This is a genomic window from Streptomyces sp. CB02959 (genome assembly GCF_002803155.1).
Lineage (GTDB): Bacteria > Actinomycetota > Actinomycetes > Streptomycetales > Streptomycetaceae > Streptomyces.
In genome coordinates this window covers 405,775-418,703 of sequence record NZ_NNBP01000001.1, presented here as the reverse complement: position 1 = coordinate 418,703, position 12,929 = coordinate 405,775, and the positions used below count along the sequence as shown (strand labels likewise).

The window sequence follows — 12,929 nt, the reverse complement described above, 5'->3', positions numbered from 1 at the left end:
AGGAGAAACAGAGTCAATGTCGCCCCACGTCAAGCAGGCGCTGGCGGACCTCGTGGCCCGCGTCCTCGATGCCGCCCCCGAGGCGGTCAACCGGACCTCCTTCCAGGACCTCGGGCTGGACCGGGCCGTCGCGCTGACCGAAGCGGTCAACGCGCACTTCGGCACGGACCTGCCGACCAGCGCGGTGACCGAGGCCGGTGACCTCGACCGGCTCGCCGAACACGTCCGGACCCGGCTCGACCGGCAGGCCCCGCCGGAGGCCGTCGCCGTCATCGGCATGCACTGCCGCACCGCCGGCGCGCAGAACCCCGACGAACTGTGGGAGGTGATCAGCCAGGGCGCCGACCGCACCACCGAGGTCGACGACCCGGTCGCTCTCGGCCTGCTGCGCGAGCACTTCCCGGACGCCGCCCCGCCGCGCTACGGCGCCATCTCCGGCAGCGAGCTCTTCGACCCGGCGTTCTTCCGGATCGCCCCGCGCGAGGCCGCGGCGATGGACGCGGCCCAGCGCATCCTGCTCGAATCCTGCTACCACGCCCTGGAGGACGCGGCGCTGGACGCCTCGGCGCTGCGCGGCCGCTCCGTCGCCACCCTCGTCGGCAGCACCGGACTCGCGCCCCAGGCCGAGTACTCCGCGCACGCCCTGATGGGCTCCGACACCAGCATCATGGCCGCCCGCCTCGCCTACCAACTGGACCTCAGCGGCCCGGCGATGACGGTGGACACCGCCTGCTCGTCCTCGCTGGTCGCGGTCGACCTGGCCCGCCGCCTGCTGCTGTCCGGCGAGTCGGACCTGGCGCTGGCCGCCGGGGTGTACGTGGCCAACCACCCCGGGACCTTCGTCACCATGGAGGCCCTCGGCACCGTCTCGCCCGGCCGGGCCTGCCGGCCCTTCGACGCCGACGCCGACGGGATGCTCGTCGGCGAGGGCGTCGGCGTCCTCGTCCTCAAGCGGCTCTCCGACGCGGTCCGGGACAACGACCGGATCCTCGGCGTCATCCGGGGCAGCGGGACCAACCAGGACGGCCGGACCTCCGGCATCACCTCGCCCAGCGCCCCCGCGCAGAGCGCCCTGCTGCGTGACGTCTACCGGCGCAACGGCATCGACATGGACCGGCTGCGCTACATCGAGGCGCACGGCACCGGCACCAGCCTCGGCGACCCGATCGAGGTGCACGGACTGACCGAGGCGTTCGCGGACTTCACCGACCGCAGGCAGTTCTGCGCGATCGGCTCGATCAAGGCCAACATCGGCCACACCATGGGCGCCGCCGGCGTCCTGGGCGCCATCAAGGTGCTGCTGTGCCTGCGGCACGGCCAACTCCCCCCGGCCACCAACTTCCGCGACGAGAACAAGCACGCCGACTTCGAGGACAGCCCGGTCTACGTCAGCCGCGAGCTGGCCGAGTGGCCCCCCGACGGCACGGCCTCCCGCCTGGCCGGGGTGAGCTCCTTCGGCTACAGCGGCACCAACGCCCACGTGATCATCGAGGAGTACACCGCCCCGGAGCGCCCCGCCCGGGCCGTGCCCCGGCGCCGGCAGCTCGTCCCGCTCTCCGCGAAGACCGAGGACCAGCTGCGCGAGAAGGCCGGTGCGCTCGCCGCCCACCTGCGGGCCGCCGGGCCAGGCGACGCGGCGCTCCTGGACGTGGCGTACACCCTCCAGGTGGGCCGCGAGGCGTTCCCCGAACGGTTCGCGGTGGCCGCCGGCACGGTGGACGAACTGACCACCGCCCTCGACGCGTTCGCGGGCGGCGCCACCGAGGTGCCCGGCGCGCACCGCGGGCAGGTCACCGACCGCCGCCCGGGAGCGCCGGCCCCGGCCGCCGCCGGCCGGGACGCCGACGCCCTCGCCGCCGCCTGGGTCACCGGCGCCACGGTGGACTGGCCGCGGCTGCACACCGGCAGCGCGCCCCGGCGCCTCGCACTGCCGGGACACCCCTTCGTCCGCGACGTCTTCCCGCACGTCTGGGCGGACGGCAACGCGCCCGGAGCGGCCGGCCAGGACCCCGCCCCGGCGCACCCGGAGGCCGGTGCCGTGCCGTCCGTCCTCGGCGCGCTCGACGCGGCGGCCGAGGAGCACCTGCGGTCCGACCCGACGGCCGGGGACCTCGAAGCCGCGCTGCGCTCCGACGTGATGGTGCGCGAGCTGACCCAGGTCTGCCGGCGGATGCTGTTCGCCTCGCTGCGCCGGATGGACGTCTTCGAGGCCGCCGGCGAGCGCCACAGCGAGGCGGAACTGGCCCGCCGGCTGGGCGTGGTGGACGAGCACGCGGCGCTGTTCCGCGGGCTGCTGGGCGTCCTCACCGACGGCGGCTACCTGCGCGCCGACGGCGCGGAACTGGTCACCACCGACCAGGTCGCCGACCCGTCGGCGCTGACCTGGGACGAGGACGAGCTGGCGGCCCTCAAGCGCGAGGTGACCGCCGACTACCCGGAGATGGACGGCTACTTCCACCTCCTGACGATCTGCCTGGAGGAGTTCCCCGAGGTCCTCACCGGCCGCCGGAAGGCGCACGAAGTGCTCTTCCCCGGCGGCTCGTTCGACGCCGTGGAGGCCGTGTACCACAGCGACGGCGACACCAACGGCCTGGTGGCCGGGCTCGTCGCGCGGTACGTCCGGGCGCGCCGCGAGCGCGACCCGGAGGCCACCGTCTCCGTCCTGGAGATCGGCGCGGGCACCGGCGGCACCACCGCCAAGGTGCTGCCCGCGCTGGACGGCACGGACGGGCGGCTGCGCTACGTGTACACCGACATCTCGCGCGGCTTCACGCAGTACGGGCGCAACCAGTACGGCAAGGACCACCCGTTCGTGACCTTCGCGCCGCTGGACATCGAGTCCGCGCCCACCGGGCAGGGCTTCGAGGCCGGCAGCCAGGACGTCGTCCTCGCCTGCAACGTGCTGCACGCGACCCGCAACATCGACGACACCCTGGCCCACGCCCGGCAGCTGCTCCGCCCCGGCGGCGTGCTGATCCTCCTGGAGACCACCCGCGCGCAGGACTTCTTCACCCTCACCTTCGGCCTGATGGGCGGCTGGTGGTCCTTCGAGGACGACTGCCGGCTGCCGGGCTCCCCGCTGCTCAGCGTCGCCCTGTGGCGGCAGGCCCTGGAGCGCGGCGGGTTCCGGGCGGTGCGCAGCCTGTCGCCGGCGCCGGTGCGCGAGGACCAGGCGTACCAGGCGGTCGTCCTGGCCGAGAAGGAAGGCGCGCTGGAGGGCCCCGCGCAGGCGGCGCGGACCGCCTCGGACCGGGTCGTCGGAGAGGCCCCGGAGACGTCCCCGGCCGCCGTCGCCCCCGTGGCGGAGCCGGTCGCCGAGCCCGCCCCCGACGCCGAACCCCGGGAGCCGGCCGGCGGCTCACTCCAGGAAGTGGTCGTCGACGCCTGGCGCGAGGTGCTGGGCGTCACCACCGCACGCCCGGAGGACGACTTCCAGGAGGTGGGCGGCGACTCGATCCTGGCCACTCAGATCATCTCCCGGCTGAAGAGCCGCTTCCCGTTCGAGCTCGACCTCGGTGAGCTGTTCCAGGCCCGCACCCTGGCCGACATGGTGCAGCTGCTGGAAGCCGAACTGATCGAGCGCATCGACGAGTTGCCCGAAGAGACCATCAGCACCCTGCTTGCGTGAACCGGCGAGAGAAGCCAGGACGCCGTCGATGACACAGAGGAGTTTGCCCGCCATGTCCAGCGAAGATCTCGACACCTCGCGCAAGGCGCAGCTGTCCCCGCAGAAGCGGGCGCTGCTGGAGAAGCTGAGCGGGGCCGCCCGCGCGTCGGGGAGCACCGGCATCCCGCGCCGCCCGGCCGGCGACCGCCCGCCGCTCTCCTTCGCCCAGCGGCGCCTGTGGTTCCTCGACCAGATGGTCCCCGGCAGCGCGGCGTACAACGTCCCGATGAGCTTCCGGCTCCGCGGGCCGCTGCGGCGTGAGGTGCTGCAGCGCGCCGTGGACGAGATCGTCCGCCGGCACGAGTCGCTGCGCACCCTCCTGCCCAGTGCGGACGGGGAACCCTGGCAGCGCGTCCTTCCGCAGCTGAGCGTGCCGGTCGAGCTGGTGGACCTCGCCGCGGACCCGGGGGCGCTGGACGGCCTGGTCGGCGAGGCGGCCCGACGGCCCTTCGACCTGGCGACCGGGCCCCTGGTGCGGGTGACCCTCTACCGGTTGGCGCCCGAACTGCACGTGGTGCTGCTCAACGTCCACCACATCGTCGTCGACGGATGGTCCCTCGGCCTGTTCTGGCAGGAACTGCTGACCCTGTACCGCGCCTTCGCGGCCGGCCGGCCCTCCCCGCTGCCGGAACTCCCCATCCAGTACGCGGACTTCGCCACCTGGCAGCGCGAGCACCTCAGCGGCGACCGGCTGGAGCAGCAGCTGGCGTACTGGCGCGAGCAGCTGGGCGAGGGCACCGAGCCGCTGGAGCTGCCCTTCGACCGGCCCCGCCCGCCCGTGCAGAGCTTCGAGGGCCGGGACCTCCGGATGGTCTTCCCGCCGGAGCTGCGCACCAGGCTGACCCGGATGGGCAAGGAGGAGGGCGTCAACCTCTTCACCGTGCTGCTCGGCGCGCTGAACGTGCTGCTGCACCGGTACACCGGGCAGGAGGACATCGCGGTCGGCTCGCCCGTCACCAACCGCACCCGGCTGGACATCGAGCAGCTCATCGGGCTGTTCGTCAACACGCTCGTCTACAAGACCCGGCTGTCCGGTCAGCCGGACTTCCGCGAGGTGCTGCGCCGGGTACAGGACGTGGTCAACGGGGCGCACCAGTACCAGGAGGTCCCCTTCGAGGCGGTGGTCGAGGCGCTCCAGCCGGAGCGCTACCTGAGCCAGAACCCGCTGTTCCAGGTGTCCTTCAGCTTCCTTCCGGCCCGCGAGCTCAGTTCCGGCGAGGAGCTGACGGTCGAGGAGATCGAGGGCATCCGCAACGACACCGCCAAGTTCGACCTGTGGATCAGCGTCGTCGACCGCGACCGGGACTTCCTGGTGGAGGTGGAGTACAACTCCGCCGTCTTCGACGAGGCGACCGTCCAGCGGCTGCTGGACGGCTACCGGGTGGTGCTGGAGGCGGTCGCCGCCGATCCGGCCCTCGGTGTCGGCGACGTGCCGATCATGCCGGCCGCCGACCGGGCGCGGCTGGAGGGGGACTGGAGCGGCTCGACGGCGCCCGTCCCGGCGGCGCCGCAGGACACGCTGCTGCACGAACTGGTCCGGGCCCGCGCCACCGAGGCACCGGGCTCGATCGCGGTCAGCCACGAGGGCGAGCACGTCACCTACCGGGAGCTGGACGGCCGGGCCAACGCCCTGGCGCACCGGCTGCGCCGGCTGGGCGCGGGTCCCGGCACCGTCATCGGGCTGTGCGCCGAGCGCTCCGTGGACCTGATCACCGGGGTCCTGGGCATCCTGAAGTCCGGCGCCGCCTATCTGCCCATCGACGCCGCCTATCCTCCCGAGCGCGTCTCCTACCTCCTGGCCGACAGCTCCGCGCCGATCCTGGTGACCCAGCGGCACCTGGTCGAGGGCCTGCCCGAGCACACCGCCGAAGTGGTGGTGCTGGACGGCACGACCGACGAGCGGGTCCCCGAGCGGGCGCCGGGTGCCGGCCCCGACGACCCGGCCTACGTCATCTACACCTCCGGCTCCACCGGAACGCCCAAGGGCGTGCTGGTCAGCCACGCCAACGTGCTGCGCCTCTTCTCCGCCACCCAGGACTGGTTCGGCTTCGGCCGGTCGGACACCTGGACCCTCTTCCACGCCTTCACCTTCGACTTCTCGGTGTGGGAGATCTGGGGCGCGCTCACCCACGGCGGGCGCCTGGTCGTGGTGCCGCACTGGGTGAGCCGTTCCCCCGAGAGCTTCTACGAACTGCTCCGGGACGAGCGGGTCACCGTGCTCAACCAGACGCCGCTGGCCTTCCGCCACCTGTCGGAGGTCGAGCGCGGCGCACTGTGCCTGCGGGTGGTCGTCTTCGGCGGCGAGGAACTGGACGTGCGCAGCCTGGGGCCCTGGTTCGACCGCCACGGGGACACCATGCCCCGGCTGGTGAACATGTACGGGATCACCGAGACGACCGTGCACGTCACCTACCGCCCGGTGACCCGCGCCGACGTGGACGCCGCCGTGGTGCACAGCCCGATCGGCCGGCCCATCCCCGACCTGCGGGTGCGGGTGCTGGACGGCCACGGCCAGCCGACCCCGGTCGGGGTGCGCGGCGAGCTGTACGTCGGCGGGGCCGGGGTGACCCTGGGCTACCTGAACCGCCCGGAGCTGACCGAGCAGCGCTTCCTGCGCGACCCGGACGGCTCCCGCTGGTACCGCAGCGGCGACCTGGTCCGCTGGACGGCCGACGGGGAGCTGGAGTACCTCGGGCGCGCCGACGACCAGGTGAAGATCCGCGGCCACCGGATCGAACTGGGCGAGATCGAGGCGGCACTGGCCGCCCATCCCCGGATCGGCGAGGCCGTCGTGCTCGCCCGGCGGGACGACGGGGACACCGGCCCCAAGCGGCTGGTCGCCTACGTCGTACCGGGTACGCGGCAGGACACCGAGGACGGTGCCGCCGACGCGGCCGACGCGGCCGAGGACGCGACCGACCCGGCGTCGGGCGAGGCGACGGAGTGGGAGTCCGTCTTCGACCGCGTATACGGGGAAGGCGACGAGGGCCCCGCCGATTTCAAGATCACCGGCTGGGACAGCAGCTACGACAGCGGTCAGCTGCCGGAGCAGGAGATGCGCGAGTGGGTGGACACCACGGTCGCCCGCATCCTGGAGCTGCGCCCCCGGCGGGTGCTGGAGATCGGCTGCGGCACCGGCCTGCTGCTCTCCCGGATCGCCCCGCACTGCGAGGTCTACCACGCCACCGACATCTCCCGGACCGCGCTGGACCACGTACGCAACCAGCTCGTGGACCGCCGATCCGAACTGTCCCACGTACAGCTGCACCACGGTGGCGCCGACGACCTCACCGCCTTCCAGGACCGGCAGTTCGACGTGGTGGTCGTCAACTCCGTGGTCCAGTACTTCCCCGACGCCGGGTACCTGCGCGACGTCCTGGGCGCGGTGCTGCCCCGGGTGGACGACGACGGCACCGTGTTCGTGGGCGACGTGCGCCACCTCGGCCTGCTGGAGGCGTTCCACACCGACGTCGAACTCCACCAGGCGGGGCCCGCGCCGAGCGAGGAGCAGCTGCGCGCCCGCGTGCGCCGGCGGGTGTCCCAGGACCAGGAGCTGGTGCTGCACCCGGACTTCTTCCGCGCCGTGCAGCAGGAGGAACCGCGCCTGGCGGACGTGCGGACGCAGTTGCGGCGGGGCACCCACGAGAACGAGATGACCCGCTACCGGTACGACGCCTACCTGCGCGTCGGCAGCCGCACGGCGGCCCCCGCCACCCCCGGCACCACGATCGAATGGGCCCCGGACGCGGACGTGCTCGCCGCGGCCGAGGAGCGGCTGCGCGCCGAACCGGACCGGGCCCTGGCCGTCCTGGGCGTGCCCAACGCCCGACTGGCCGCCGGCCGCGACGGGGGGATCCAGCCGGAGCGGTGGTGGCAGCTGGCCGAGCGCCTCGACTGCACCGCGACGGTGGACTGGATGCCGGACCGCAACGACGGAAGCTATGCGGTGCTGCTGCGCCCCGCGGGCGACCCGGACGACCGGGTGGCCGTCGAAACGCCGGCACCGACGGGCCGTTGGCCGGAATACGCCACCGACCCGGTGTTCAACCAGTGGGCGCGGGCGGTGGTGCCCGATCTCCGCGGGTACCTCAAGGACCGGCTGCCCGACTACATGCTCCCGACCGCGTACGTCCCCCTGAAGAAGTATCCGGTCAACGTCAACGGGAAGCTCGACCGGGCCGCGCTGCCGGAGCCGGTCGTCGAGACGCTCGACGAGTCCGCCGACACCACCGAGGCCCGGACCCCGGCCGAGCGGATCATCGCCGAGGTCTGGTCCGAGGTGCTCGGGGTGTCGCCGGTCGGCGCCGGCAGCAACTTCTTCCGGCTGGGCGGGGACTCCATCCACAGCATCCACGTGGTGTCCAAGGCCCGCGACCGGGGCCTGGAACTGACCCCGCAGATGATCTTCCAGCACGACACGCTCGCCGAACTCGCCGCGGCGGCCGAGGCGAACACACCGGTGGGAAGCCGCGCGGGGGCCGACGCGGAACCCGGCGACGGGGACGAAGCCGCCCGCCTGGCGGAGCTCCGTGCGGACCCCGACGTCGAGGACGTCTACCCGGTCGCCCCGTTCCAGGAGTGGGCCCTGCGCCAGCTCCGCACCCCGGAGCCCGGCATGTTCCAGGTCCACCGGCTCACCGCGGTACCGCTCGGGATGGCCGACAAGGACGACTTCCGCCGCTTCCTGGAGGAGCAGGCGCGGACCTACCCGGCGATGCGGACCTCCTTCCGCTGGATCGGGCCGGACCAGGCCGTCCAGGTGGTCCACCGCGAGCCCCGGGTCGAGCTGGACTTCACGGACTGGCGGGAACTCTCGCCCGTGGAGCAGGACCAGGCGCTCGAAGCGCACCTGAAGGCGGACCGGGAACGCGGCATCGCACCCGAGGAACCGGGCGCCATCCGCTACTTCGTGGCCGACGTCGACGACCACACCTGCATCATCGTGGTCAGCCTCAGCTACCTGTGCCTGGACGGCTGGAGCTTCGACATCATCGCCAACCAGCTCGACCGGGGCCTGCCCGAGCTCGCCGCGGGCAAGCCCCCGGTCCTCGAAGCGGGTCTGCCGTTCAAGGAGTTCGTGGCGGCGGTGCGCGGCGGCGACCAACGGGCGGCCGAGCGCTACTGGCAGCGGGCACTCGGCGACCTTCCGGGTCCCACACCGCTCTCCGCGCGGGTACCCGGCAACGACCGCGGCATCGAGAGCGGATTCGGACGGCAGTGGATCGCCCTGCCCGACCGGCTCACGGCCCGCTTGCGCGCGGTGGCGCGCGAGCACCGGATGACGCTGAACGTGCTGTTCCAGGCCGGCTGGGCGGCCACCGTCGCGGCGTTCGTCGGCGGGGCCGAGGAGCGCACCGACGTGACCCACGGTGTGCTGTTCACCGGCCGTTCCGGCGGCCCCCAGGGCGTCGGCGACATGGTCGCCCCCACCCTGAACATCCTGCCGCTGCGTACCCGGGCGGCCGGCACCGAGCCGGTGCCGGACTACCTCGTCCGGGTCCGGGACGCGCTGGTGGCGATGAGCGCGCACGAGAACACGCCGCTGCACCGGGCGATGGCCTGGGCCGGGCAACCGGACGACGTGCTGCCCACCGAGAGCTACCTGGTGTTCCAGAACGTGGGGCTGGACAACTCGGAGCGCTTCAGCGCCGCCTACTACATCTCCCGGATGGGCTTCCCGCTGCGCCTGGACGTCTTCCCCACCGAGACGATCAAGCTGCACATGTCGTACTACCGGCACCGCTTCACCGACGCCACCATCACCCGCCTGATCGGCGCCTTCACCTCCGTGCTGGAGGCGCTCGCGGCCGACCGGCCGCAGCGCGTCCAGGACCTGACGGCCGCGGCCCTGCGGGAGCGGCCCGCGCCGGAGGGGCTGCTGTCCTTCCGCGAGGGCGAGTTCGTGGTCCGGGACATCTGCGCGTTGCTGGGGGAGGTGAACGAACTCCGGTGACCGTTCCCACCGTCTTCATGTTCTCCGGGCAGGGCTCGCAGTACCACGGGATGGGCCAGGGCCTGTACCGGGCCGAGCCGGTCTTCCGGGAGGCGCTCGACCGCCTCGACGCGGTCGCCGGAGCGGAGATCGGCACCTCCGTCCTGGGACGGATGTACACCCCGGGCCGCAGCCGCGGCGAACCGTTCGACGACATCGAGTTCACCCACCCGGCGATCGTGATGGTCGAACTCGCCCTGGCCGAGACCCTCGTCGCGTACGGCATCGAGCCCGACCTGCTGCTCGGCGCGAGCCTCGGCGAGTTCACCGCGGCCGTCCTCGCGGGCGTGCTCGACGCCGACGCCTGCCTGCGGCTCCTGGTCCGCCAGGCCAGGGCGCTGCGCGACGCGCCGCGCGGCGGCATGCTCGCGGTCCTGGAGGACGTGGCACTCCACCAGGACCTCCCGGTGCTGCGCGAGCGGACCGAGATCGCCGCCCGGAACTACCCCGGCCACTTCGTGGTCTCGGGCGCCGAGGCGGACCTGGTCGCGGCCGAGGAGGCGCTGCGGGCCCGCCAGGTGGTGTGCCAGCGGGTCCCGGTCGGCTACGCCTTCCACTCGCGGCTGATGGACGCCGGTGAGCCGCTGTTCCGGTCCGTCATGGCGGGGACCGCGCTGCGGCCGCCGCGGATCCCCGTGGTGTCCTGCGCGAGCACGGGCGAGGTGCCCCGGGTGACGGTCGACCACCTGTGGCGGGCGACCCGGCAGCCCATCGAGTACGCCGAGACGCTGGCGGCGCTGGAGCGGCGCGGGCCGTTCCAGTACCTGGACCTCGGACCGGCCGGCACCCTGCACAACTTCGCCCGCAAGGGCCTGTCCGCCACCTCGCGCTCCCGGTCGCTGCCGCTGCTCGGCCCGCTGGGCGAGGACACCCGGTCGCTGGCCGCCGTGCGCGCCGCGGTGGCCCCGCGCGACCGCTCCCACCCCGTATCCCACCCCGTATCCAAGGACGGCGTCATGAAGGTGTACGGATTCCCGGGCCAGGGCAGCCAGGCCAAGGGGATGGGCAAGGACCTCTTCGAGGAGTTCCCCGAGGAGACCGCGCTCGCGGACGCGGTGCTCGGGTACTCGATCCGCGAACTGTGCGTCGAGGACCCCCGGCGGGAGCTGGCCCGGACGCAGTTCACCCAGCCCGCGCTCTTCGTGGTCAGCGCGCTGACCTGGCTCCGCGCCCGGCGCGAGGACCCCGAGCCGCCGGACTACCTCGTCGGCCACAGCCTCGGCGAGTACACCGCGCTGTTCGCCGCCGGCTCCTTCGACTTCGAGACCGGACTGCGGCTGGTCACCCGCCGCGGCGAGCTGATGAGCCGGGCCGGCGGCGGCCGGATGGCGGCCGTCATCGGCCGCGATCTGGACACGGTGGAACGGGCGTTGGCCGACCACGGGCTGACCGGCCTGGACATCGCCAACCACAACGCGCCCACCCAGTTCGTGGTGGCCGGGCCCGCCGACCAGATCGACCTGGCCAAGCCGGTGTTCCAGGAGCTCGGCGCGCACTACGTGCCGCTGAACGTCAGCGCCCCCTTCCACTCGCGCTATCTGCGCGACACCGCCGACGAGTTCGCCGCCTACCTCGACGGGTTCACGCTGCGCGACCCGGCGATCCCCGTCGTCGCCAACGTGCACGCCCGGCCGTACGGCCCCGGCGAGGCGAAGCGGCTCCTGGCCCGCCAGATCGCCTCGCCGGTGCGGTGGACCGACACGGTGCGGTACCTCATGGGCAAGGGCGACTTCGCGTTCGAGGAGCTCGGCCCCGGCGCGGTGCTGCGCAAGCTCGTCGCCAAGATCCGGACCGAGGCCGAGCCGCTGACCGTGGAAGAGCCCGTGGTCCAGGCGCCCGTGGTCCGGGCGCCCGCCGTCCACGAGGCGACGGTCCCCGCGGTGCCCGCCCCCGTGGTGCCCGCCCCCGAGGTCCAGGCGCCCGCCGTCGAGCCCGCACCGCAGGTCGCCGTCGCGGCGGCCGTCGCCGCGCCTGGGCCCGCCGCGCTCGGCGCCGACACCTTCCGCGAGCGCTACGGCCTGCGCCACGCCTACCTCGCCGGCTCGATGTACGGCGGGGTGTCCGGCGCGGACCTCCTGGTGCGCCTCGCGAAGGCGGGCGGCATGGGCTTCTTCGGCACCGGCGGACTGTCCCTGGACGAGGTCGCGGCGGGCCTGGACACGGTCCGCGCCGCCCTCGGCGGCGACGGGGCCTACGGCGCCAACCTGCTCCACCAGCACGCCGACCCGGCCCGGGAGATGGCGCTGGTCGACCTCTTCCTGCGCACCGGCGTGCGCACCGTCGAGGCGTCCGGCTTCCTGCGCATCACCCCCGCCCTCGTCAAGTACCGGCTCAGCGGCGGCCGGGTGCTCGCCAAGGTGTCCAGCACCGACATGGCGGCCGCGTTCCTCGCGCCCGCCCCCCGCGCCCTCGTCGCGGACCTCGTCGACGCGGGCGCCCTCAGCGGGCAGGACGCCGCGCGCTACGCGGACCTCCCGCTCGCCGACGACCTGTGCGTGGAGACCGGATCCGGCTGGTACGACGCCGCGGGCAGCCTCACCACCCTGCTGCCCACCGTGCTGCGGCTGCGCGACGCGGCGTCCGGCACCGGACCCCGGGTGCACGTGGGCGCGGCCGGCGGCATCGGCAGCCCGGAGGCCGCGGCCGCCGCGTTCCTGCTCGGCGCGGACTTCGTGCTCACCGGCTCGATCAACCAGTGCACCCCGGAGGCGGCCACCAGCCCGGCCGTCAAGGACCTGCTCCAGGAACTCGACGTCCACGACGTGGCCCTCGCGCCCGCCCCGGAGATGTTCGAACTGGGCGTGCGGGCACAGGTGGTCAAGCGCGGCGTGTTCCTGCCCGCCCGCGCCGGGAAACTGCACGAACTGTGGCGCCGCCACGACTCGCTGGCCGACCTCGACGCCCCGACCAGGGCCCAGATCGAGGAGAAGTTCCTGCGCGGACCGCTCCCCGCGGCCGCCACGGCGCCCGGCGGCGACCCCAAGCGGACGATGGCCGACGCCTTCCGGACCTACCTCGACCGCGGCTTCCACCTGGCGCGCAGCGGCGAACCGGGCCGGACCGTCGACTACTTGATCTACTGCGGGCCGGCCATGGGCGCCTTCAACTCCTGGGTGCGCGGCACCGTCCTCGCGCCCTGGCAGGCCCGTCACGCCGACACCGTCGCCGAGCACCTGATGGCCGAGACCGCCGCGCTGCTGCGGGAACGGGCAGCCCGGTTCACCGCCGTGTGAACCGCGCCCGACCGACAAGCTCCTCGTCTGCCGAATG

3 protein-coding genes are annotated in these 12,929 nt (G+C 73.6%); all 3 read left to right on the top strand.

The features are described from left to right. The first annotated feature begins 16 nt into the window (after positions 1-16). The 3 genes from CG747_RS01765 to fabD are packed head-to-tail and all read left to right on the top strand — an operon-like array spanning position 17 to position 12,892. Positions 17-3,628, top strand: a complete 3,612-nt coding sequence (locus CG747_RS01765; protein WP_100599777.1) for a beta-ketoacyl synthase N-terminal-like domain-containing protein — start codon at positions 17-19, stop codon at positions 3,626-3,628. Between the two features lie 52 nt (positions 3,629-3,680). After that, positions 3,681-9,620 (top strand): non-ribosomal peptide synthetase, encoded by a 5,940-nt coding sequence (locus tag CG747_RS01760; RefSeq protein WP_100599776.1) that lies wholly within the window; start codon positions 3,681-3,683, stop codon positions 9,618-9,620. Then, positions 9,617-12,892, top strand: coding sequence for an ACP S-malonyltransferase (fabD, locus tag CG747_RS01755; RefSeq protein ID WP_100599775.1), 3,276 nt, complete (start codon positions 9,617-9,619; stop codon positions 12,890-12,892). The genes CG747_RS01760 and fabD overlap by 4 nt, the downstream gene beginning before the upstream one ends. The last annotated feature ends 37 nt before the right edge of the window (positions 12,893-12,929 follow it).

Excerpts from the sequence above, each read along its gene's own strand:
- CG747_RS01765 (WP_100599777.1), top strand. The coding sequence starts at position 17 with ATGTCGCCCCACGTCAAGCAGGCGCTGGCGGACCTCGTGGCCCGCGTC.
- CG747_RS01760 (WP_100599776.1), top strand. The coding sequence starts at position 3,681 with ATGTCCAGCGAAGATCTCGACACCTCGCGCAAGGCGCAGCTGTCCCCG.